Below are 22,520 nucleotides of genomic sequence, written 5' to 3' on the forward strand. Positions count from 1 at the left end.
GCAGGAGGAGATTCACATGAGTAAACACTGGGCTCTGCCGCAGCCTGCTTATGCCCACTATGTATGTTATCCGGAGATGCTGGGGCATTACAGCGACTTCCCGGAGCATGCAGAGCGCAGAAGTGAGGGGTTCCTGAACAGCTATAATCTCCACATGGTTTTCGGGGGAGAAGGGTATGTATTTCAGGGAGGGGAGCGGATATCCATGAGGCGGGGCAGCGGGTTTCTTTTTCCCAGAGGGGCTTATCAGCAGTACGGTTCTGATCCCGGAGCTGCCTGGGATGTGCGCTGGATGCACTTCGCCACGGCGATGCCTCTGCCTATGCTGGAGGAGGCGGATCAGTCACGCGGCTACTTCTTCACCTTCGATCCCGGCACCGGTTATGAAGCGCTCTTCGAGGAAATGTACCGGCTCAGTGCAGGCTATGAGACCCGGAGTGAACCGCGCCTCTCCACACTGCTCTATGAGATTCTGGTTACGCTGATGCAGAACACCGAGCCGCTCCACGGCTCCGTTCCGCTGGAGATCCGGCATTCCATCCGGCTTACCGCCGACAGGATCTATAGTGAGTGTGAGCGGCCCTGGACGCTGGAGTCTATGGCCAGACTTGCCGGTTATAGCAGCTACCATTTTCTCCGCCTGTTCCGCAGCATTATGGGCAAGACGCCGAACCGGTATTTGAGCGATTGCCGGATGGCCCGGGCCAAGCTGCTGCTGGCCTCCACCAAGCTGTCCGTTGCGCAAATTGCGCAGCAGAGCGGCTTTCAACAATCCAGTTATTTCATCAAGGTGTTCAGACAGCTCGAAGGGATGCCGCCGAACCAATACAGACGTTCCTTCAACTCATAGAATCAAGCCTTTTTAGGACCAAGTATTAAGAAAGTTTGTTACATTTATGGCAGAGTTCACGCCGCGATAGCCTTGGTTATGTGACAGAAAGTTACAAATGGAAACAAAGGGTTACAAAGTGGATACAAATTCCACGCGCCAAGCAACTATACTATTGCTAGTAAATACATCTGGAGGGAAATAAATGAGAAAGTATAGAGTTACATATGCTGCATTGCTGGTGAGTTCACTCGTTGCCGGCCAGGTGGCTGGCAGCATCACTGCGCCTGCTGCACATGCAGCCCCGGCGGCGAAGGCCCCCGCAGTATCCGCTCCGGCGGCATTCAAGTTCAATTCCGTTCCCATGGGTGCCGGAGTGACCGCAGTACTAGAGAATATCAACATATGGAGCCAGTCCAGCGGAAACATCTTGTCGTACACACTTAAATATACGAATTCCGGCAATTCAAGCGCAAGCCTAATGCATTATTTCTCACGCGTTGTCACTCCGGGAGGATCAGTACTTCCAGGTAATCCCTTAGGTGCGGATGCCCTGAAGAAGAAAGTCGGCGCCAAAGAAAGCCTTAGCGTGACTTACTATGTAAATGTGGGACAAACCTCCTCTATGCAGGGGATCAAAATCTCGATGCTGGTCTGGGATGCCAAGACGAAGGGGTATCTGAAGCAGACGGGATCTTTTGGAGTGCCCGCTAATTATTCAACTACGGCTGCAGTTGGAACAAGCCTAAGTACAGTCATGAACGACATTCCCGTCGCGGCCAGTGCAGACTCCCTCCAGCTCTATAAATACAGCGGCAAGGTCTATGCCAAAGTAGGGGTCAGTCTGACCAACAAGGGCAATAAAGTCCTCAGTGATCCGGGCTATTCGGCTTATCTGGTATCTGCGAGCGGCACCTCCTTCGAGCTGGCGCTGAGCGGCACACAGGCGGATTACAAGATTCAACCGCAGGAGAAACGGAGCATTTATTATATTACGGAAATCCCGGCCTATCTTAAAACAGATAATATGAAGCTGCAATTCACGCAGAGGGACGAGACCACGAAGCTGGAGCTTGCTAAATCCTCTTATAAGCTGCCCGCAGCAAGCTCGCCTAATCTGGTAGTGGGCAGCGGGGTAGTCAAAAAGATTGTAGTCAATAACAACACGGTAGAAACGCTGCTCCGCAATGCCAATGTGTACGCACAGGATGCAGATGCGGTATGGACGTTCCAGATGCAGCTTAAGAATACCGGCAACAAGGCGGTAACCCTGCCAAGCTACGACCTGGCGGTCAAATCGGTGAAGGGCAAGGTTTTTCCGGTGAATTCCAAAGGTGTAAGCGGAGTCACCCTCAAGCCGCTAGAGACCAAAATTGTACCGCTTACGGTCCGCGTACCGCTTGAAGTGGATCAATCCGGATTGCAGCTGATTATGATCGAATCGGTAGGCGCCGAGAGCACAAGTGTACCTGATCCGAGCGGAACCGGCGAGACAACCGGAAATACCGGGAATACTGGTACTCCGTCCACTGCGGCTCCTGCAACACCGACTGCCAAAATGATTTTCCCGGTAGCCTACTTCGTCATTCCATATGCACTACGTACGGAAGTCACGTCCGGCCAGGAGTATATGACCACGAATTCATACGGCTCCTTCTCGTACAGCATACAGTCTCTTCAGCGTTACCCTTGGAGAGATGATGATATCGTAGCTGCCAGACTGAGAATCACCAATACCCAGAACGTGTCTCTTACGCTGCCTGAGCTGAAGGGTACCATTAAGCTGGACAAAGAAAACCTGCCCGTGACTACAGAGCTGTATATGGACAATAAGGATTCTTCTGTCCTTGCGCCAGGGAAGTCGGTGGAGCTGTATGTACTTGGCAAAATCGCCTATACCTCAGAGTTTCAGAATATGCGGATTGCCCTGAACGGCACACAGAATTCAGAGACCGTTCCGTTCCTGGATGTCAGCGTCAACAACTCGATTAACAGTATTCCTACCATCGAGAAAGACAAGAGCTACACCATTAGCGGCAAAGGCAAAACAGCCAGTGTACAGGAGAACCGGACAACGATCTATCAAGGGGAGAGCCATAATCTGGTGTACACAGAGCTCTATCTGAGCAGTGAGGAGAAAAGACAGAGCAAAATGGCCCGTCTCCAGGCTTATTATAAGACCAAGGACGGCCAGTATTTCGAAGCAGGCACCAGCCAGTCGGAGAACAGCGCGTCGCCGGGTGCCAAGCAGCTCGTGGTCCTGTGGGCCAAGGTGCCTAAGGCTACAGACCTCGCGGATGTCTTACTCTACCTCGGTTCCGGTATCAAAGAGGGTAAGCTGATCGAGGCCAAGGAGGAAGCGACCGGATTCGTCAATGTGGCAGCGCTGCAGCTGAATCCGCAGGCTAACGTACCGAAGAATACGCTGGAATCAACGGCATTATATCCTTATACGATTTCTGTTCTGACCTCTGAAGGCAAGCGGGTGAAGTCATCGGATACCTTGGATATTACTATGAACTACAGCCTGAGGAAGGATAACCTCTACGATGCAGGTGTGCTGGAGCATAAGCTGATTCTGCAGATTACCGATCCGTTCGGTATCGCTACTGAGAAGGTTCTTACACTGGGCACAGACCTGATTGAAGGGACGAACAACCAGTATTCCTTCTCCCTCAGCAGACCCGTGTACAAGACGATGGACGGCGGCGCTTATAAGTTAGCCTTCTATGATGAATTCCAGGGTGAACGTCTGATGCTGGGCAGCCAGGCCTTTGGAGTCACCAACGTGGTTCCGAACAAGACACAGGAATAATCTTCATTCGCTCAACTAAAACATTCTTATATTTTTATAAAAGGAGCAGCTTCCATGTTGCGTGTTGAAGATATTACGCATTCGTACAAAAGCGGTAATGAATGGACCTCCGTTCTTCATGAAATCAATTTTTCCGTCAAAAAAGGAGAGATGGTTGCCCTGCTGGGCAGTTCAGGTTCCGGGAAGTCAACGCTTCTCAACCTGATGGCCGGCTTGATGAAGCCCACGGAAGGTCATATCTACATTGCTGATCAGGACATTGTGAAAATGGGCGAGAATAAGCTGGCCGAGTTCCGCCGCAAGAATATCGGATTTATCTTTCAGGCCTATGAGCTGATTACCAGCCTGACGGTCCGCGAGAACGTGGAGCTGCCGCTGGTCTTCCAGTCAGTCTCTCCCAGGGCACGCAAGGCCAAGGCGCTGGCGCTGCTGGAGCAGGTGGGAATTCCCGACAAGGCGGATCTCTTCCCCTCGCAGCTCTCCGGAGGACAGCAGCAGCGGGTCAGTATCGCCCGGTCGCTGATCACAGAGCCGTCGGTCATCTTCGCCGATGAACCGACGGGGAATCTGGATTCCAAGACTGAAGAAGAAATTATCGGTATTCTGCTGAACCTGAACCGGACGATGAAGACGACTTTTATCGTCGTTACTCATGAATACAAGGTGGCTGAACAAATGCAGCGGATTTTCACGCTGAAGGACGGCTTCCTGGTCACTGAATCGCAGGCAAAACCGCAAGCAGATATAAAACTGCAAAAAGAACCGCAGCTTGAGACGCAGACAGAAGTACAGGTTGAAGAGCAAATCGCTGAGGAAGCTGAACCGCAGACCATGGTAGAGGTTGAAGAACAATTAGCTGCAGGAGCTGAACAGGAAGCTGTAGAGCCAGTACCGCAGACAGCAGGAGCGGATGAAGATCCTCCGGCTGAGGAACCTGAACACCAGACCGCTGAGGAAGCTGATCCTGCAGAGGGAGGGAAGCCGTGAAGATCAGAGACATTTCACGGATGGCCTGGGAACAGGTCAAACGGCGCAAGGTGGTTACAGGTCTATGTATGACCGGGATATCCATCGGCTGCGCAGCAATTATCGTGGCTTTGAGTGTAGGCCAATCTGCACAGGTCTATGTAACGGAACAAGTTAATGCCAACTTCAAAATGGATGAGATTACAGTCTCGCCCGGCGGAGGACTTCCAACGAACGGGAAGAGCGGAGGCGGAGGCGGCGGATCGGGTGAGGTAAATGAGAACCTCGACCCCGGCAAGCTGACCGATCAGAAGCTGAAGATCATCCAGGGGCTGAATCATGTGAAGGCGGCTTCGCCTTTTCATCAAGCAGGATATCTGCAGATGGTAACCATAGACAACAAGATCTCCGATGTTCAGGTCGTTGTCGCCGATTTACAGAAGCTGACGGCGTACGACCACAAGTTCAAGCAGGGAGGGGCGAATGGTCAGCTCGGATCCATTGTGCTCAATCACGGGGCTACACTGGGCCTGATTGACCTGGAGACCCGGCAGAAGCTGTTCGATCAGATGAGTGCGGATCCGTTCAATCAGGAGCTGTACCAGCAATATGACAAAATGGCCACTGTGCCTACTGAACTGTACCGCAAGCAGGTTCAGATTCAGGCGCAGGACTATAGCTCTACAACCCCGGTGTTCAAGCTTAGTTCGCCCCTGCAGATCTCCGGAATTCTGGCGCTTCCCAAGGGTATGGATGAACTGCGGTCATCCTATGAGAAGATTATGTATGTGTCTCCCGAGACCGCACAGCAGCTCTCCAAGGAGCTTGCGTTCGATAATTCCACCACCAGTGTGCTTACGCTCCCGCCGGAGGGCAGCTATAACTCGATTACAGTCAAGGTGGACGATGTGGCGAACATTAAGCCGGTGGAGCAGATGATTCAGAAGCTGTCCCTGAACGCTCAAGACAATCTGTTCCAGCAGGAGATGCTGAAGGAGCAATTTGATATGATCAAAATGGCGGCTCTCGGCATCGGGGTATTCATCCTGATCATCGCTTCCATCTCCATCATAGTGGCCATGACCATGTCCACCCACCAGCGGCGTCGCCAGATCGGGATTATGAAGGTCCTGGGGGCTAACATGGGGCAGATCCGTAACATGTTTATTACCGAAGCTGCGCTTCTGGGGCTGCTCGGGGGCATGCTGGGTGTTGCATTCTCCTATCTCATTGTGATGGGGCTCAACAAGCTGGTAGGCAGTGCAGGGGACGGGATGAATTTCTTCATTCCGGCGATGAATCTGCCGGTCGGAATCTCCTTTGCTATTATGACGGGTGTACTGTCGGGGATCTATCCGGCGATCAGTGCCTCCAGAACCGATGCATTAACCGCTATTAAACGAGACTAACCCTAAGCTAGAAAGGAAGCCGAAACGATGAAGAGGACTCTAAAGAAGAGCCTGAAATGGATCATAATCTTAGGTATCATCGGAACTGCCGGTTATTTCGGATATACCAAATTCTTCAAGGCGGATGAGACCGCTGATCTCCCGCCTGAACCGATGCAGGTGATCAGCTTCCCGGTAACGGAAGAGACGTTAACCAGCTCAGTGCAGATCAAAGGCAGATCGCAATACCAGAAGGAGACGCTGGTGTATGCCCCCTTTGCTTCCAAGGTGACTGCCTGGAAGGTGGAGAACGGGGCACAGGTGAAAAAGGGCCAGGTGCTCTTCACCCTGGATCAGAGCACACTCCGTAATGAGATTGCCACGGCGGAGGCAGCCGCCCGCAAGGCGAAGCTGGAGGGGGAACTGAATGCTTTTGTCGCGCAGCAGGAGGATGATTCTTCGGCCCCGGCCGGTACAGAAGCGGAACGGCTGAAGGCCTTGGCTGCCCAGGAAACCGCCCGTCTGAGTGATGAGCTGAACCAGGTGAACGCCGAGATTCAAGCCAAAGAGCTTACGGAGAAGAAGGCGAAGCTGAGCACTGCGGTATACCATGCTCCGGAGAACGGCATCTTCCTCTTCGACAGCAGTACGGAACGGCCGCAGACCGTCACCGACAATCAGTACATCGGTAAGATTGTGGACACGAACAAAGTAGAGTTCATAGCACAGGTAGGGGAGCAGGATATCTTCCGTATCAAAAAGGGCATGAAGGTAAAGGTGAAGATGACCGCCGTAAAAGATCTGGTCCTGGACGGAGAGGTAACCGGAGTGGCCAAGTTCGCCACGACGACCACCGGACAGAACACAGCCGGCCAGCTTCCGCAATTCGAGGTGGTCATCTCCATGCAGCCGGACGAGCATTTGATGGGCGGCCTCAGCCTGAGCGGAGACGTCGAGACCTCACGCAAAGAGAAGGCGGTAGTTGTATCCAATATCGCCGTCATCCGTGAAGGGGATCTGGCCTTCGTTATGGTGGACAAAGGAAACGGCCAATACGAACGCAAAGAGATCAAGACTGGAATGGAAACGACCGATAAAACAGAGGTGCTGTCGGGACTGAAGGCAGGAGACACGGTGGTTCTGCAGTAGTTGATAGCAGATGATGGGCCCAAACCGTATATAGCCCCAAACCTGGTTGATTGCCGGGTTTGGGGCTTTTTGAATAGAAAGTATAGGCGTGAGTGGCGCGCGGCGGATCATCTAAGTGGAAATAGTACATCTAATTTATGGTCGCAGGAACAATTACTTATAGCAGTTGGATAAATAACACTTAATCAGACCGAATTCTGTTGAGATTATGGGACTTGGTGGATTAAATGTACTTTTTCCAACTGCTTCCCCACAGCGCATGGTTTCGGCTTAATTAAGTGCCTTTTTTCCAACTCTGACGGTTCATCCCACGGGTTAGTGGAGTAATCTCCCCCTAAGTATATAAATGGTTGAGAGTGTACCGATTCCGCGTGTTAACTACTTGTTCTGCTGATACGGCTTACGCCAAGCCTGGATGTCACGGTTCAGTCCGGCGAGATCTGGCAAGGGCACCGCTTCGTCCGTTAACTGATACTTGGCCTTCAGCGCCAGAATCCGGTAGACACTCTCGTCAATCCGTGCTTCGGAGATGCGGCCGTTCTTGACACTGTCCAGCAGTGCGGCGCGTACGGCTTGCTCGTTCTTGTATTCATGCGCGACAAGCAGGATATCGCTTCCGGCCAGCACGGTATCTACTGCCGCAGCAGGGAGACTGTAATTCTTGACGATTGCGCCCATGGTCATGTCATCCGTAATAACTACCCCTTCGTATCCCATCAGCCCGCGGAGCTGCTGGCCGATAATCACTTGGGACAGGGAGGCGGGCTTGTCCGGGTCGAGCTTCGGATATAGAATATGGGCCACCATTACAGCATCAGCCTTCTCCCGGATCGCTGCCTGGAATGGGAGCCATTCCAGTTCTGCCAGTTGGGCCTCTGTCTTGTTGATGACCGGCAGCTCCAGGTGTGAGTCTACCGAGGTATCGCCATGGCCTGGATAATGCTTGACCACGGGAATAACGCCTTCACGCTTGAGCCCCTGCATCTCGGCAATGCCGAGCCGGGTGACCAGCTCTGCGTTGCTGCCGAAGGAACGGTCACCAATTACCGGATTATCCGGGTTGCTGTTGATGTCGAGCACCGGCGCGAAGTCCATATTGAAGCCGGAGGATTTCACCGCCCGGGCAAGCAGTTTGCCCATCGTTCCGGCAGCGGCGGCATCATCTCCTCTGCCGACTGCCGCGTTCGAAGGGAAGGCGGCGTAGTCATCGGGGAGACGGCTGACCTTGCCGCCCTCCTGATCGACACTCATGAACAGCGGTGCGGGATTCCCCGCATTGCTCTGCTTCAGAGCGTTGGTCAGCTGCACCAGCTCCTTCAGGCTGCCGACATTATTAGAATACAGAATGATTCCGCCCACCTTATCTTCGGCAATCATCTTCCGCGCTTCAGCACCTGCTGTTTTGCCTTGGATGCCCACCAGCAGCATCTGCCCGATCTTCTCCTCCAGATTCATTCCCGCGAGCTTCCGGGAGATGGGGTCAGGAGTGGCTGAAGCCTCAGGTGACGGGGTCACTGGGGCATCGGTTGCCACAGGCACAGGCGTCTGTGCGGCAGCCGGAGAGGCTGACACCGCTGCCTGGGAGGAGCCTGCGTTTGTCAGTTGTGCTGAATTTCCATTCCCCTCACAGCCGCTTGCCAGCAGCAGAGAGGCAGAGGCAGCGAGCAGGAGGAGAGCGCGGCGGGGGGAAGTATTGTTTATTTTTTGACGGCTGAACCATTTCATAGGGGGAATCTTCCTTTCGATTGCGGTTTGGCGGATAAGGATGATAGAATGAATAAGACATTACATATGAACTGCTTCAAGCATAATCAATACTATAGGATGAGGTGACCTGTCAATGAAAGAGCAATTAATGAACACGCTTAATGAACAAATGAATTTCGAATTCTATTCTGCTCATGTCTATCTTGCGATGGCTGCGTATTGTTCCGGTGAGAGCCTGGACGGATTCGCCAATTTCTTTCTGGTACAGGCTGAAGAAGAACGGTTCCATGCCATGAAAATCTACAAATTCCTGAATGACCGCGATTACCGGGCCACCCTTGCGGCGATGCCTGAACCGAACAATGAGTATAGCTCCATGCTGGATGCGTTCGAGCATGCCTTCGCCCATGAGCAGCAGAATACGAAGAAATTCTATCATCTGGCGGATTTGGCCCTGGATGAACGGGAGCATGCGACCATCTATTTCCTGAAATGGTTCATTGATGAGCAGGTGGAAGAAGAGGCACTCTTCAGCAACATTATCGCCAAGCTCAAACGGATCGAAACCGACAGCAATGCCTTCTATATGCTGGATGCAGAATTTGCAGGACGTTCATTTACACCGCCAGCGGAGTAGAGGACAGCTAGGGTAACCATTCATACGCAAGCTTAGCGGCATTCTCCTGAAGAGGGGGAAGCCGCTTTTTTGTGTGCAAATATAAGAAATTATATGTTTCACACGATAACTTATCCTTCTATTTCTCGCTGAAACGGTACCGTCCTTGAGAGGACGGGAACGCCGTTTCTGCTTGGCTGACCTAAGGTCCCCATATACTTAGACTACGTTTTGCGAGAAAAGTTACACGGCCTGTCAGCAGCAGATGGACTGCAAAGTTGAACAAGGGCAAAGAATGTAGGAAGTGGCAACTTACTTCCGGGCTCCCAACTCTATTTAGCGGGGTTAACTCTTGCGCTGTCCGGCAACACTGTTTCTCTAGACCCACCCGTAAGTCAGCGTGTAGTATGGAACAATACTAATCTTTGGAGGTCCTTTTTCTTGGAAAATTACAGCGATATCAAACAAAGTGAAAAAGGAGCATGGCTAAGTCTTTTAGCATACATACTCTTATCTGCAGTCAAATTATTCATAGGAACGGTGTCAGGCTCTCAGGCACTCCTGGCTGACGGGCTGAATAACAGCACCGACATTATTGCTTCCCTGGCCATTCTGACCGGACTCAGGATTTCCCGCAGACCCCCGGATTCGAACCATGGCTATGGTCATTTCAGAGCAGAGACAGTTGCCGCACTGGTCGCCTCTTTTATCATGATTGCTGTAGGCTTCCAAGTGCTCTATCAGGGTGTGAACAAATTCATTCAGCCTGTGCTGGAGACCCCTGATCTGATTGCAGCGTGGACGGCAGCTGCCTGTGCTGTGGTTATGATCGCCGTATACCGGTACAACATCAGGCTTGCCCGCAAGCTCAACAGCAATGCCATGCATGCAGTGGCACAGGATAACCGTTCGGATGCGCTGGTCAGCATGGGAGCCTTCATTGGTATTATCGGCTCACAGTTCGGCATTCCCTGGTTAGATCCGCTCACAGCTACGATTGTCGGATTGCTGATCTGCAAGACGGCCTGGGATATTTTCCGCAAAGCTACACATGACCTCACCGACGGCTTCGATGCCGGTAAGCTGGAACTGATGAAGCAGACAGTAGCTGAGATTGAAGGTGTGGAGTCGATTAAGGATATCAAAGCCCGTATTCACGGTAATAATGTGCTGGTCGATACTACAGTACTGGTGGATTCCAGTCTGAATGTGGTGCAGAGTCACGATATTACGGAGGAGATCGAAGATCAGCTTAAGGACCGTCATCAGGTCGCTACCGTACTCGTCCACATCGAACCGATGTGATCAACAGGTGTACAACAAGAATAGGTTATATGAATTGCCTTGCCTTCGGGTGGGGCATTTTTTTGTGCTAGATAAGGCGCACTAAAGAAATTAACGAACAGCAAAAAGAAGCGGAGGGGAAATTTGGAACTGTAGGAGCGATAGCGATCGCCTTTGTCACCGGATTTCTACCACGAATAGTGGTTTAAATCAAGAAATCTGGGGGCGGGCAGCGGCCGGAAGTCCAAATATTCACCGCAGCGACGACCAAGCTTCAAGTTCAAACCTTGAGTACGGGACCGGACTTGCCCGCATTCCATTACCATGTATATAATATCAATATGTTATTAACAACCGAATCCTATTAATCGATTCAAGACAAGGAGAATATCCATGCCAAATCAACCCGTAACCGACTCTAACGGCTTGAACGAGGAGCAATTCCTGCAGAATTATAATGCGGGCAACTACGAACGTCCGTCTGTCACCGTCGATATGCTGATTTTCACCGTGATGGAGCGGGAGCAGAATAACTACCGCAAGCTGGCGGAGAAGTCCTTACAGCTCTTGCTGATTCAGCGTGGGGAGCATCCTTTTCTGGGACAGTGGGCCTTGCCGGGAGGATTCGTAGGGATCAGTGAGAGCGTAGAGGAAGCAGCCCGCCGGGAGCTGTACAGCGAGACTAATATTGATAATATCTACATGGAGCAGCTGTATACCTGGGGCGAGGTAGACCGTGATCCGCGGATGAGGGTGATCAGCTGCTCCTACATGGCGCTCGTGGACCGCAAGGCTCTGGACGTACAGGCAGGGGATGATGCAGCCGCAGCTGCCTGGTTCGATGTCTCGTACCACATTCTGGAGACCCGCCGCGAGGTGCTGGAGCAGGACGTCCGTCAGGAGACACTGGTGGAGATTATACTGGAGAGTGAGCAGGAGAAGCTAAGCGGGGTGGTCAAGCTTACCGAGACTATTCAAGGGCATGTCCGACAGGTCAGCCGTGAGATCGTGCGCAGCGCGGGGTTTTCTTTTGACCATCTGCTCATGGTGCAGTATGCCATCGAACGTCTGCGCGGCAAGGTGGAATATACCGATATTATCTTCAATCTCATGCCGCCGTTGTTCACCTTGTCCGAGCTGCAGCGCGTGTATGAGATCATCCTCGGCAAAGAGCTGCTCGCCGCCGCCTTCCGCCGCAAAATCGCCGAGCGGGTCATCGAGACGGATCAGAGCACCCGGGATGCCGGACACCGTCCCTCGAAGCTGTACCGGTATAACCGGGAATGGAATTTATTTTGAGAATGCCCTTCTGTCCGGCAACGCTGCCTTGTGATGTTCTTAATAGAACTTTCATAGGGAAAAGCAGACAATTAGTTATATTTTGACTATTGTGTTTATGGCAAAGGACAGGGTGAGCCTATGATTAGCTGGAAGGATTCGTATGATATCGGAGTAGAAAAGATTGATTGTCAGCACAGGCAGCTGCTGGTGAAGCTGAACGACTTTTTTGACGCTTGCAGCAACCAGCAGGGCAAAGAAAAGATCGAAGAGACGCTGAGGTTCCTCAAGGATTACACCGTGGAGCATTTCGGCAGTGAAGAGCAGTTAATGAAGGACATCGACTTCCCGGAGCTGACGGAGCATCAGAAGACACACGCTGAATTCGTGCAGACGGTGTTGGAACTGGAGGAGACGATCAAGACCAAGGGCGTATCCGTATTATCCACGATCAAGCTGAACCGGACGCTGACGGATTGGCTGATCAATCACATTCACAAATGCGACAAGCTAATCGGTGGATGCATCGCTGCCAAAGGAAACCGGGCGGGCTAACTGAATGATCGGGAACAAGGAAATGCTGTAAGGCATTTCTTTTTTTATATTAGCTGCTTGGACCGGATGCGCCGCGTAAGCCGAATGTAATCGAAAAACCGATCATAATTGGACTGTAAGCTCTACGTAAGCCGAATGTAATCGAAAAACCGATCATAATTGGACTGTAAGCTCTACGTAGGCCAAATGTAATCGAAAAACCGATCACAATTGAACTGGGAGCTCCGAGTAAGCCGAATGTAATCGAAAAACCGATCACATTTCTATAAGAGTTACCAAAATACTTCAATGAACCCTATTGCCTGTTGATATTATCATAGTATTCATTGTGTTTAAGGGGGAGGATCATCATGGATTGCCTGGGGTGTAGAATTGCGAACGGGCTTGAGCCTGACCTGAATATCGTCTATGAGAATGAATATATCACCTGTGTACTCGATATCGAGCCCTTCAATGAAGGCCATACCCTGATTCTGCCGAAAAAGCACTATTGGGACGTCGATGAGATGGATGCGAAGACTGCACATACTGTTATGGAGGCTTCACAAAAGCTCTCCGCCCTGCTCAAACGTCTGTACCGGCCGGACGGGATCAGAATTATTGCTGACGGCGGTAAATTCAACGATCTGACCCACTATCACATGCATGTGCTTCCCCGGTACGAGGGGGACGGGCTACTGTGGGGAGAACCGCTGCACCCGGACGGAGCAGGGGAACGGCTGGGCGAGACCAGACGGAGAATGGTCGAAGAATTGGCTGAGAAAGAACCGATGCTGAAAAAGGCGATGGACACCCTGGAGTTTCTAAGTCAGGATGCGGCAGCGCGAATGGCTTATGATGCCCGGATGAAGGCGCTGAGCGATGAACATTCCCGTATTGAAAGTGCCGAAGAAAAGGGTAGATCGGAGACGAGTAAAGAAATTGCCATTAAACTTCTGGAGCGCGGCATAGACCTGCAAACCATTTCCGAAGCCACCGGCTTATTGCTTGAAGAAATTAAGGAACTGAGACAATAAGCGAAAGCACACATTCCTTTAACGGCAGCCGCAGGGCTGTCTTTCTTTTTTGTCCAAGGGGAACTCAGGTTTATCACAGGTTGGCGGCACAGTTTATACTCGGTGAATACTTTGTGTTATGATTTGGAGTAGATAGGATAGAAACTTACTTTAAGGGAGTGGGATTAAGTGAAAAACATGCGGATGCTGGCCGGGGCAGCGGTCATGGTGCTGGTGCTTGGACTGGTGAATGTCTACATTGGATGGCATCTGTCCGTATTGCTCCAGGCATGGCTGCCGGGGATGAATACTGCTGCGTACTGGACTGTCTTTCTTGTCATTTCCTTCTCTTATATGATTGGCCGGGTGCCGCTGCCGCAGGCGCTGAGACCGGTAGGCAGGTTGTTCAAGGTGATTGGCTCTTATTATCTGGCTTGTATGGAGTTCGCCGTGATCATGCTGCCGCTGACCGATCTGCTCTATGGTGTGCTGGCGCTCGCAGGCGTGGGACTCTCCGCATTCGTAACGGAAGCCGGGACTACAGTGCTGGTATTGCTCGCTGTCTTCCTGGTCTGGGGATCGCGCAATGCCTGGAGTACTGTGGTGCGGACCCACCGGCTTAAGGTGGAAAAATCCATCGGAACCAGCGTTCCGCTGACGGTAGCAGTAGCCTCCGACCTCCATCTGGGCAACATTGTCGGCAACCGCCATCTACGAAGAATGGTCATGGAGATGAACGCGATGAACCCGGATATCATTCTGCTGGCCGGGGATGTGCTGGATGACAGCATTGAGCCTTTTCTCCGCAATGGGATGGAGCAGCAGCTGAAGCAGCTGAAGGCACGTTATGGAGTCTACGCCGTGCTGGGGAATCACGAATACTACGGCGGCTCGATTGCGCAGTATACGGAGGTTATGCGGAGTGTCGGCATTCAGGTGTTACAGGATGAAGTGGTGGAGACGTCGGGAGTCTACGTGGTCGGGCGCAAAGACAAGACTGCCGAGCACATGGAGGGTGGACGGCTCAGCGTGGAGACTCTTCTACATGGAGTGGACCGCAGCAAGCCGATCCTGATGATGGATCATCAGCCGACTGGCTTCGGGATCGCTTCGGAGGCTGGAGTGGATGTGCTGCTGTCTGGACATACCCACCGGGGGCAGATTGCACCGAATCACTGGATTACCCGGCGGCTGTTCGAACTGGATTGGGGCTACCTGCTCAAAAACAAGCTGCATGTCATTGTCTCCTCCGGCTACGGAACCTGGGGACCGCCGATCCGGCTGGCCAGCCGCTCGGAGCTGATTAAGCTGGAACTTGTGCTGGATGGCAGCATGAGCTTTGGTGCAGACAAGGTGTCACCTGCGGCTAAGCCTGTTTTGATCTAACGGAAACCTGCATGTGGCAGGATTGAACCCTCTACCTTCCTTAGGGAAGATAGGGGGTTTTTTTCGGGTTATGGAGGAGTTATTCATTTTCTTTTGACATTCCTGCCGGAATCCGCTAATCTATCTGTAGAAATAGTTAAGCTATTAACTAAATGGAGTTGACGACTGCTAATGGATGATTTGCAAAAGATTGTGCTTGAGCTGCCGCTTGAAAATGAGGTTTTTTTCGCCTTGGTGGGAGCGACAGCGGGCACTGTGGCCGTCTCCGAGAAATACTGGCAGGTACAGGGGCTGAACGGGGCAAGAATCCGCGTACTGGTTGAGATTGCAAAGCACGGGGGATCGATTCTGCCCTCACTGCTTGCTGAGCGAATCGCGGTAACCAAAGCCAACATCAGCCTGCTGTTGACTCCGCTGGAGAAGGATGGCTATATTACACGGGCGGCTCACGCACAGGATGGCCGTAAGACAGTCATTTCGCTGACCGGAGCAGGTAAGCGCCTGCTGCTGGAGCAGCTGCCGGGGAACCGGAAAGCCGTTGCGGCGGTAATGAACCGGCTGGATGAGCCGGAGCTGCAGCTGCTGCTGGAGCTGCTGAATAAGCTGAGCAGAGGATAGAAGGTGTGGAATGTTCAGCATACCGGGAGGCTGCCCGCAGACAGAGATTATATATAGCAGCTGGAATATGACGGTGGGATATGTAAAGAAATCTGATTCCAATAAGGAAAGGATGTTATCGCCTATGACGACAATATTGATTACGGGAGCAAACGGGCAACTGGGAAGTCTAATTCTGGAGAATCTGCGTAGCCGCATCCCTGTAGGGCAGATCATTGCCGGAGTAAGAAGTGTTGAGCAAGCTACTTTTATCCGGGAGCAGGAAATTGAAGTCCGCAAGGTGGATTATGATCTGCCGGAAACACTGAATGAAGCTTTTCGCGGGATTTCCCGGCTCCTGCTGATCTCCAGCTCGCATACGGATGACAATGTTCGTCTGTCCCAGCATAGGCGGGTGATTGATGCGGCCAAACGAAGCGGTGTGAGGCATATCCTCTATACGGGTTTTGCCTTCTCACAACGGACAACAGATCAGAGCAAGCCGGATAATGTGCACACACTCACGGAACAGGCGATTATAGAGTCCGGGCTGGAATATACCTTTTTGCGCAATGCCCTTTATATTGATTTCGTTGGAGTGCTGGGGCTGAAGGAAGCAATCTCCAGCGGAGAGCTGGTGACGGCACCGGGAGAATGGAAGTTTAACTCGGTAGGCCGACGGGATCTTGCATTGGCTGCTGCTGCTGTGCTGGCCGAAGAGGGAGCAGGCAACCGGATCTATGAATTGACCGCTCCGCAGACCTGGGATTTTGGTGATCTGGCCGAAGTTCTGACAGAGGTTGCCGGCAAGCCGGTGGTGCACCGTCAGGATGACGGAATTCAGCACTGGATCTATGCTTTTATGAGCAAGCTGGATACGGCTTCCACCTCCGGGGATTTGGAGCGGCTTATGGGCAGACCGGTCACCCCCTTGCGGGACAGCATTCTGCTTTTTATAGTGTAGGACGTACTGACCTAAGTGAGCTTGTTGGTTTGGAGTCCTATTGTTTTGAGCAGGGTTTGTTGCTAGTATGATGACATTGATCAGGCAAGCCGGAGGGAGCGTATGTAAGTTGAAAAAGATACTGGTAGCCGATGATGATGTTCATATCCGCACGCTGCTGCGGCATGTTCTTACCAGAGAAGGATATCAAGCGATAGAAGCCGGAGACGGGCTGGAAGCGGCGGCACGCATGAAGGAGCAGACGGTTGATCTGGCGGTGGTGGATGTGATGATGCCGCATATGGACGGATTGGAGCTGTGTGCATACATAAGGGAGAACTATGACATTCCCGTCATTCTGCTGACGGCCCGTCAGCAGCTCAGCGATAAGGAGCAGGGGTATCTGCACGGGACGGATGATTATGTGACCAAGCCTTTTGAACCGGAGGAGCTGATCTTTCGTATCAAGGCCTTGTTCCGCCGTTATTCCATCGCTTCAGATGACCGGATTCGCCTGAATTCGCTGGTGATCGACCGTAAGAATTACGAGATCAGTGACGGGACAGAGGTGCTGTTGCTGCCGGTGAAGGAATTCGAACTGCTGGCCCAACTGGCCCAATATCCGGGACGCCTGTTCACGCGCGGTGAGCTGATTGAGCTGGTCTGGGGGGCGGATTACGAAGGGGACGAGCGGACGGTGGATGTGCATATCAAGCGCCTGCGTCAGCGGTTCAGCGAATATCAGAATGATTTTACCATCCGCACGGTCCGGGGAATTGGCTACAAAGTGGACATGGTGAACTCATGAGATCGCTCTATGTACGGATGAGTATTATCTTCTGCTCGGTGATTATGATCAGCAGCGTGCTGGGATTTCTGGTCTCCAACCTGTATTACCAATCCCAGGTCAAGCCGAAGAATGATGCTAAGCTGACCCGGATGGCCATAGGTTTGCAGCAGTTCATTGAGGATCACCCGGATGCTGTGGAAGAATATCTCCTGAGTACGGCTTCCCTGGGGTACAAAATGTATCTGGTCAATGCCGATGGAGAGGAACGCTTCTACGGCCTGCCTTTCCGCAAAAATGACCTCAAGCAGGAAGCGCTGCGCAGTGTGCTGGCCGGGGAGATTTACCATGGGGTGGGTAATTTCCCCGGCCAGCTGTTCGTGACAGGGTTCTTCGATAACCAGCTCAGCAATTCCATTGGGGTGCCAGTCCATATTAACGGGGAGACCTATGCCTTGTTCATGCGTCCGGATGCCCAGGTGCAGTTCGGGGAGCTGCGGATCTTTTTTGTCGTGATTATCGGGGTCATTATTCTGCTAAGCCTGTGGTTCATGCTGATTACTGTATTTCATGTGGTGCGACCGATCACCCGGTTAACCGAGGCCACGCTCCTAATCTCCAAAGGGCGCTACGACATTAAGCTCTACACCGCACGCCGCGACGAGATCGGCCAACTGGCTTCCCACTTCATGACGATGAGCCGTGAGCTGGAACGCACAAACCGGGCAAGACAGGAGTTTGTCGCCAATGTCTCGCATGAGATTGAGTCGCCGCTAACCTCTATTCAGGGCTTCGCCCATGCGCTCCAGGACGGTACTCTGCCGGAAGCCCAGCGTCTGGAGTATCTGTCCATTATCGGGGATGAGAGCCGGCGGTTGTCCATGCTCAGTACACAACTGCTCACCTTGTCTTCGCTGGATTATGACGAGCATGCTCTGCAAAAAAGAAGCTTCGATCTGCGCGCCCAGCTGCGGCAGGTGATTCAGATTATGGAGTGGCATCTTACGGAGAAGGAGCTGGCGGTACGGCTGCATGCCGGAGAAATCCGGCTTACGGGCGATTCCAATCTGCTCTATCAGGTGTGGATGAATCTGGTGACGAATGCGATCAAATACACCCCGGCGGGCGGGACCCTCAGTATCGCAGCCCATGTGGAGGGCCAGCAATGTATTGTGACAGTGACCGACAACGGGGCGGGTATTCCGGCGGAGCAGCTGCCGATGATCTTCGACCGGTTCTACAAGGTGGATCAGTCGCGATCCCGTGAGCCAGGCAGCAGCGGGCTGGGGCTGGCCATTGCCCAAAAGATCGTCCAGGCGCATGGCGGAACCATCGAGGTGACGAGCACAGTAGGAGAAGGAACTACGTTCACAGTCACTCTGCCCTGCCACCCTAACGATATAGATTGATTAGTCCTTCATAAAATAGATGAAAGCAACGGAGGGGAATTTGGAACTGGAGGAGCGGTAGCGACCGCCTTTGTATTTGGATTTCTACCGCGAAGAGCGGTTTAATCAGGAAATTCAAATACAACAGCGGCCGGAAGTCCAATATTCACCGCAGTTGCGCCTGCCATCTGTTTTTGGAAGCGGCTATGTTCAATCTATAGAGTGTAATTCTCTATTCATACTCCGTTCATCTTCACTCTCTAAACTGTGGATATACAGATTAGAAGGAGTGGTTATATGTTCTTGGCAATACGGGAGATGAGGCACTCCAAAGCACGCTACAGTCTCATTATGGTGATTATGCTGCTGGTCTCGTTCCTGGTGCTGTTCGTCACCGGCCTGGCTAGAGGTCTTGCTTATGCCAACATTTCGGCGCTGAAAAATATGCCCGCCAATTACTTTGCCGTGCAGAGCGATGCGGATCATACCTTCAGGCGTTCACAGTTAACGGATACGGAGCTTGCGGCTGCCCGGTCAGTAGCCGGAGAGGCGAACGCGACTCCGCTGGGGGTACAGACCAGTACAATTACAGCTGCCGGTGCGGATGTTAAGGCGGATATTACTTTTTTTGCCGTAGATATGACGGGCATGCTGGCTCCTGAAGTAACGGAAGGCGCCGGATTCACCAATGAGGTTCAAGGCAGCGCGATTGCAGACTCCAAGCTGGAACAGTCCGGCGTTACCATTGGCAGTACGATCCGTGATCAGGCTTCCGGCATGAGCTGGACGGTTACCGGCTTCGTGAAGGACAGCTCCTACAGCCATACTCCGGTGGTCTATATCAATCAGCTGGACTGGCAGGCGATGAAGCAAGGAACGGTTCAGGGAGGCGGAGGTTCAGGCAAGGCCAATGCCCCGTACAATGTGATCGCGCTGGATGTAACGGCGGCTCAAGCTGGGCAGATTGCAGATCAGCTACAGTCCGTAGAGGTAATTACGCAAAAGCAGGCGATCGCCAGTGTTCCCGGTTACTCCGCCGAGCAGAATTCGCTGATGATGATGATTGTGTTCCTGATCGTGATTGCCGCAGTAGTTCTTGCTGTATTCTTCTATGTCATTACGATCCAGAAGACCAGCCAATTCGGTATCCTGAAGGCGATGGGGACCAAGATGTCCTATCTGGCCTGGAGTGTAATCGGTCAAGTGATGCTGCTGTCTGTCGCCAGTCTGGTGCTGGGCATATTGCTTACGCTTGGGATGAATATGGGCCTGCCCGACACGATGCCGTTTGAGCTGGACGGACAGACGATGGCGATGACCAGTCTGCTGTTCATAGGGATGTCCCTGCTGGGCTCGTTAATTTCGGTAGCAAGAGTAGCTAAGGTGGATGCCTTGGAAGCGATAGGGAGGACTGGAGCATGAGTGCGAAATTAGTGATGAAGCAGGTAACCAAGACTTACGGGGAGGGGGACGGGGCGATGACCGTTCTGAACCATCTGGACCTTACGGTGAACGAAGGCGAATTCATAGCAGTACTGGGGCCATCCGGCTCCGGGAAAAGCACATTTCTCTCCGCAGCCGGTGCGCTGCTTACGCCCACCAGCGGAGAGATCCTGCTCGATGGTGAATCGCTGCGTGACAAGGACAAGGGGGAATTGACGGAGCTGCGGCTGAAAAAAATCGGCTTCATGTTCCAAAGTGCGCAGCTGCTGCCGTTCCTGAAGGTAGAGGAGCAGCTGCTTTATGTAGCGAAGCTGGCTAAGCTCAGCCCGAAGGAAGCGAAGGTGCGTGCCGCCTATCTGCTGAAGCGTCTGGAGATCTGGGAACGCCGCAACCATTACCCCGAACAGCTGTCCGGGGGCGAGAAGCAGCGGGTGGCGATTGCCCGGGCGTGGATGAACAAGCCGGCCATTCTGTTCGCAGACGAGCCTACAGCCAGCCTGGATTACAGCCGTGGCCGGGAAGTGGTACGGATGATAGCCGACGAGGTGCGGAGCGAAGGCAAGGCTGCTGTAATGGTTACTCATGACGAACGAATGCTGGACTGGTGCGACCGGGTGCTGCATCTGGAGGATGGCGTGCTGGTTGAAGCGCATAGCCTTAATTAATTGGAACTGAACCCTGGGGACGGGGTTCAGTTTTTTTGAATGCCGGTTTCCCGCTGCAGAATGCCTTCACACGCCCGAGTAGGCCATAAACCCGCCGTCTACGGGGATGGTTACCCCGGTTACGAACCCGGACATGCGCTCATCGGCCAGCCAGAGCAAGGTGCCGAGCAGATCCTCCGGTGTGCCGAAGCGGCGCATCGGGGTCTGGGAGATGATTTTGAGCGAACGTTCGTTCAGTTCACCGTTCGGATTCTTCAGCAGCTGTTCATTCTGTGCAGTGACGAAGAAGCCGGGGGCGATGGCATTCACCCGTATGGCGGACTCTGCCAGATGAACCGCAAGCCACTGCGTGAAGTTGTTGATGCCTGCCTTGGCCGCACTGTAAGCCGGAACCTTGGTGAGTGGCGATGCGGCGCTCATGGAGGAGATGTTGATCACCGCTGCTCCGGGGCGTCCGAGCATCTGCTTGGCGAAGATTTGAGTTGGAATTAATGTTCCGGTGAGATTGAGGTCGAGGACCGTGCGGAAGCCGCTCACGGACAGATCGAAGAAGGAGACGACATCGGGATTCTCCAGGTCTCCCGGCTCCAAGGTCTCCTTGGTGGTGATCGCAGAAGGCTGATTGCCCCCGGCTCCATTGATCAACAAGTCGCAGGGACCCCACTGCTTGTGGATTTCTTCCGCAGCCTGCCGGACACTCCCGGCATCCATAACATCGCAGGCCAAGGCCAGGGACTGGCCGCCGCCGGAAGTGATCTGTGCAGCCAGAGCTGCCCCTTTGGCCTCCGTACGGTTCAGGATGGCGACCTTCATGCCTTGACGGGCCAATTCCAGCGCCATAGCGCTGCAGAGGGCTCCGGCTCCTCCGGTAATTACAGCGGTCTTGCCTGCCAATGCAGGCTGTAATGCCAACTCGGACATAGTGATCCAACCCTTCTTGGTGAAAGTATGATCTTGCGTCAGGTTATATCAGTCTGCGGATCTTTGCTTATAATATTGCGGATATTTCTCCATCAGCATCTCCTGGTCGGCGATCGTCAGGGCCATATGCTCCTGCATAATCTGATCCCCTTGCTGAATATTATGCTGCTCAATGGCTTCATATAGACCATAATGCTGCCGGTACAGATGCTCCCAGTTGTGATCTGCCGTGAGCTTGAGCATCCGGCTGCGGTTCAGATGAACCTTGATCTGCTGGATGACCTCCCAGGTATTCTTTTTATTGCAGCCCATGAAAATCACATGATGGAACTCTTCGTCCAGCATGAACATTTCCTTATAGTCCTGATCTTCGATGCAGAGCTTCTGCTTGTCCAGATTAGCCTTTAGATCGATAAGATTCCTGGCCTGGAAGGCGCTGCACGATTCCCGGATGACTGCCCGCTCCAGATGCTCGCGCATGAAGCGGGCTTCTTCCACGAGCTCGGAATCAATCAGGGAGACCACCGTTCCCCGCTGGGGGTATACAGCAAGCAGGCCCTCCTGGGCCAGACGGACAAAGGCCTCACGGACCGGAGTGCGGCTGACACTGAACTTCAGTGAAATCTCCTTCTCCGAAATCCCGGTTCCGGGCGGCAGCTCCAGCAGCAGAATCTGATTCTTCAGTGAACGATACACGATGTCCCTTGTGGAGAGTGCTTGTGTACCGATAGTGTATTCCATCGTGTAACCCTCCTGTTAATGATTAATGTAAGCACTACCATACTACCATACTTGTATGGTAGTATGG

General features: G+C 52.7%; 19 protein-coding genes and 1 pseudogene. 17 read left to right on the top strand and 3 right to left on the bottom strand.

Going from position 1 to position 22,520, the window contains the following annotated elements; translation table 11 throughout:
• Positions 1-16: 16 nt before the first annotated feature.
• From J2Z70_RS05790 to J2Z70_RS05810, 5 genes and pseudogenes are all read left to right on the top strand, one after another.
• Positions 17-850: a helix-turn-helix transcriptional regulator gene (locus J2Z70_RS05790; protein ID WP_209870350.1), complete on the top strand. Its 834-nt coding sequence runs from the start codon at positions 17-19 to the stop codon at positions 848-850.
• 184 nt (positions 851-1,034) lie between these two features.
• Positions 1,035-3,644: a hypothetical protein gene (locus tag J2Z70_RS05795; RefSeq protein WP_209870353.1), complete on the top strand. Its 2,610-nt coding sequence runs from the start codon at positions 1,035-1,037 to the stop codon at positions 3,642-3,644.
• 54 nt (positions 3,645-3,698) lie between these two features.
• Positions 3,699-4,364 (top strand): annotated as a pseudogene (locus tag J2Z70_RS05800) (ABC transporter ATP-binding protein); the annotation flags it as partial.
• Between the two features lie 263 nt (positions 4,365-4,627).
• A complete protein-coding gene (locus tag J2Z70_RS05805) occupies positions 4,628-6,019 on the top strand; it encodes an ABC transporter permease (protein WP_209870356.1) in 1,392 nt (463 codons plus the stop codon).
• Between the two features lie 27 nt (positions 6,020-6,046).
• Positions 6,047-7,147: an efflux RND transporter periplasmic adaptor subunit gene (locus J2Z70_RS05810; RefSeq protein WP_209870359.1), complete on the top strand. Its 1,101-nt coding sequence runs from the start codon at positions 6,047-6,049 to the stop codon at positions 7,145-7,147.
• Between the two features lie 378 nt (positions 7,148-7,525).
• On the opposite strand, the gene nagZ is transcribed toward J2Z70_RS05810, so the two are convergent.
• Complete coding sequence (gene nagZ / locus J2Z70_RS05815; protein ID WP_209870362.1) at positions 7,526-8,872, bottom strand: beta-N-acetylhexosaminidase; 1,347 nt, start codon at positions 8,870-8,872, stop codon at positions 7,526-7,528.
• Positions 8,873-8,987: 115 nt separating this feature from the next.
• On the opposite strand from nagZ, the gene J2Z70_RS05820 reads away from it, so the two are divergent.
• The 12 genes from J2Z70_RS05820 to J2Z70_RS05875 all read left to right on the top strand — a co-directional run bounded on the left by J2Z70_RS05820 (position 8,988) and on the right by J2Z70_RS05875 (position 20,791).
• Positions 8,988-9,491: a ferritin gene (locus J2Z70_RS05820; protein ID WP_036728710.1), complete on the top strand. Its 504-nt coding sequence runs from the start codon at positions 8,988-8,990 to the stop codon at positions 9,489-9,491.
• Between the two features lie 420 nt (positions 9,492-9,911).
• Positions 9,912-10,775 carry a cation diffusion facilitator family transporter gene (locus J2Z70_RS05825; RefSeq protein WP_209870365.1) on the top strand — a complete coding sequence of 288 codons (864 nt, stop codon included), beginning with the start codon at positions 9,912-9,914 and terminating at the stop codon, positions 10,773-10,775.
• A 372-nt stretch (positions 10,776-11,147) separates the two neighbouring features.
• A complete protein-coding gene (locus J2Z70_RS05830; RefSeq protein ID WP_209870368.1) occupies positions 11,148-12,053 on the top strand; it encodes an NUDIX hydrolase in 906 nt (301 codons plus the stop codon).
• 120 nt (positions 12,054-12,173) lie between these two features.
• Positions 12,174-12,587: a bacteriohemerythrin gene (locus J2Z70_RS05835; RefSeq protein ID WP_209870370.1), complete on the top strand. Its 414-nt coding sequence runs from the start codon at positions 12,174-12,176 to the stop codon at positions 12,585-12,587.
• Between the two features lie 350 nt (positions 12,588-12,937).
• The gene (locus J2Z70_RS33845; protein WP_209870373.1) at positions 12,938-13,603 is read left to right on the top strand and encodes an HIT domain-containing protein; all 666 of its coding nucleotides are present in this window, start codon (positions 12,938-12,940) and stop codon (positions 13,601-13,603) included.
• Between the two features lie 177 nt (positions 13,604-13,780).
• Positions 13,781-14,968, top strand: a complete 1,188-nt coding sequence (locus J2Z70_RS05845; RefSeq protein WP_209871034.1) for a metallophosphoesterase — start codon at positions 13,781-13,783, stop codon at positions 14,966-14,968.
• A gap of 171 nt (positions 14,969-15,139) precedes the next feature.
• The gene (locus tag J2Z70_RS05850) at positions 15,140-15,586 is read left to right on the top strand and encodes a MarR family winged helix-turn-helix transcriptional regulator (RefSeq protein ID WP_209870376.1); all 447 of its coding nucleotides are present in this window, start codon (positions 15,140-15,142) and stop codon (positions 15,584-15,586) included.
• A 124-nt stretch (positions 15,587-15,710) separates the two neighbouring features.
• Positions 15,711-16,529, top strand: a complete 819-nt coding sequence (locus tag J2Z70_RS05855; RefSeq protein WP_209870377.1) for an SDR family oxidoreductase — start codon at positions 15,711-15,713, stop codon at positions 16,527-16,529.
• 109 nt (positions 16,530-16,638) lie between these two features.
• Positions 16,639-17,316: a response regulator transcription factor gene (locus tag J2Z70_RS05860; protein ID WP_245368017.1), complete on the top strand. Its 678-nt coding sequence runs from the start codon at positions 16,639-16,641 to the stop codon at positions 17,314-17,316.
• A gap of 17 nt (positions 17,317-17,333) precedes the next feature.
• Positions 17,334-18,704 carry a sensor histidine kinase gene (locus J2Z70_RS05865; RefSeq protein ID WP_342592990.1) on the top strand — a complete coding sequence of 457 codons (1,371 nt, stop codon included), beginning with the start codon at positions 17,334-17,336 and terminating at the stop codon, positions 18,702-18,704.
• Between the two features lie 276 nt (positions 18,705-18,980).
• Positions 18,981-20,105, top strand: a complete 1,125-nt coding sequence (locus tag J2Z70_RS05870; protein ID WP_209870380.1) for an ABC transporter permease — start codon at positions 18,981-18,983, stop codon at positions 20,103-20,105.
• Positions 20,102-20,791, top strand: coding sequence for an ABC transporter ATP-binding protein (locus J2Z70_RS05875; protein ID WP_209870382.1), 690 nt, complete (start codon positions 20,102-20,104; stop codon positions 20,789-20,791). The genes J2Z70_RS05870 and J2Z70_RS05875 overlap by 4 nt, the downstream gene beginning before the upstream one ends.
• A gap of 66 nt (positions 20,792-20,857) precedes the next feature.
• Here J2Z70_RS05875 and J2Z70_RS05880 read toward each other — a convergent pair whose 3' ends face one another.
• Both J2Z70_RS05880 and J2Z70_RS05885 read right to left on the bottom strand, forming a co-directional pair.
• The gene (locus J2Z70_RS05880; protein ID WP_209870384.1) at positions 20,858-21,712 is read right to left on the bottom strand and encodes an SDR family oxidoreductase; all 855 of its coding nucleotides are present in this window, start codon (positions 21,710-21,712) and stop codon (positions 20,858-20,860) included.
• Between the two features lie 48 nt (positions 21,713-21,760).
• The gene (locus J2Z70_RS05885) at positions 21,761-22,453 is read right to left on the bottom strand and encodes a GntR family transcriptional regulator (protein WP_036728682.1); all 693 of its coding nucleotides are present in this window, start codon (positions 22,451-22,453) and stop codon (positions 21,761-21,763) included.
• Positions 22,454-22,520 lie beyond the last annotated feature (67 nt).

The organism is Paenibacillus silagei, assembly GCF_017874735.1.
GTDB classification, from domain to species: Bacteria; Bacillota; Bacilli; order Paenibacillales; family Paenibacillaceae; genus Paenibacillus_AQ; species Paenibacillus_AQ silagei.

Excerpts from the sequence above, each read along its gene's own strand:
- J2Z70_RS05820 (WP_036728710.1), top strand. The coding sequence starts at position 8,988 with ATGAAAGAGCAATTAATGAACACGCTTAATGAACAAATGAATTTCGAA.
- J2Z70_RS05875 (WP_209870382.1), top strand. The coding sequence starts at position 20,102 with ATGAGTGCGAAATTAGTGATGAAGCAGGTAACCAAGACTTACGGGGAG.
- J2Z70_RS05810 (WP_209870359.1), top strand. The coding sequence starts at position 6,047 with ATGAAGAGGACTCTAAAGAAGAGCCTGAAATGGATCATAATCTTAGGT.
- J2Z70_RS05790 (WP_209870350.1), top strand. The coding sequence starts at position 17 with ATGAGTAAACACTGGGCTCTGCCGCAGCCTGCTTATGCCCACTATGTA.
- J2Z70_RS05830 (WP_209870368.1), top strand. The coding sequence starts at position 11,148 with ATGCCAAATCAACCCGTAACCGACTCTAACGGCTTGAACGAGGAGCAA.
- J2Z70_RS05870 (WP_209870380.1), top strand. The coding sequence starts at position 18,981 with ATGTTCTTGGCAATACGGGAGATGAGGCACTCCAAAGCACGCTACAGT.
- J2Z70_RS05865 (WP_342592990.1), top strand. The coding sequence starts at position 17,334 with ATGAGTATTATCTTCTGCTCGGTGATTATGATCAGCAGCGTGCTGGGA.
- J2Z70_RS05880 (WP_209870384.1), bottom strand. The coding sequence starts at position 21,712 with ATGTCCGAGTTGGCATTACAGCCTGCATTGGCAGGCAAGACCGCTGTA.
- J2Z70_RS05885 (WP_036728682.1), bottom strand. The coding sequence starts at position 22,453 with ATGGAATACACTATCGGTACACAAGCACTCTCCACAAGGGACATCGTG.
- J2Z70_RS05795 (WP_209870353.1), top strand. The coding sequence starts at position 1,035 with ATGAGAAAGTATAGAGTTACATATGCTGCATTGCTGGTGAGTTCACTC.
- nagZ (WP_209870362.1), bottom strand. The coding sequence starts at position 8,872 with ATGAAATGGTTCAGCCGTCAAAAAATAAACAATACTTCCCCCCGCCGC.
- J2Z70_RS33845 (WP_209870373.1), top strand. The coding sequence starts at position 12,938 with ATGGATTGCCTGGGGTGTAGAATTGCGAACGGGCTTGAGCCTGACCTG.
- J2Z70_RS05835 (WP_209870370.1), top strand. The coding sequence starts at position 12,174 with ATGATTAGCTGGAAGGATTCGTATGATATCGGAGTAGAAAAGATTGAT.
- J2Z70_RS05845 (WP_209871034.1), top strand. The coding sequence starts at position 13,781 with ATGCGGATGCTGGCCGGGGCAGCGGTCATGGTGCTGGTGCTTGGACTG.
- J2Z70_RS05850 (WP_209870376.1), top strand. The coding sequence starts at position 15,140 with ATGGATGATTTGCAAAAGATTGTGCTTGAGCTGCCGCTTGAAAATGAG.
- J2Z70_RS05855 (WP_209870377.1), top strand. The coding sequence starts at position 15,711 with ATGACGACAATATTGATTACGGGAGCAAACGGGCAACTGGGAAGTCTA.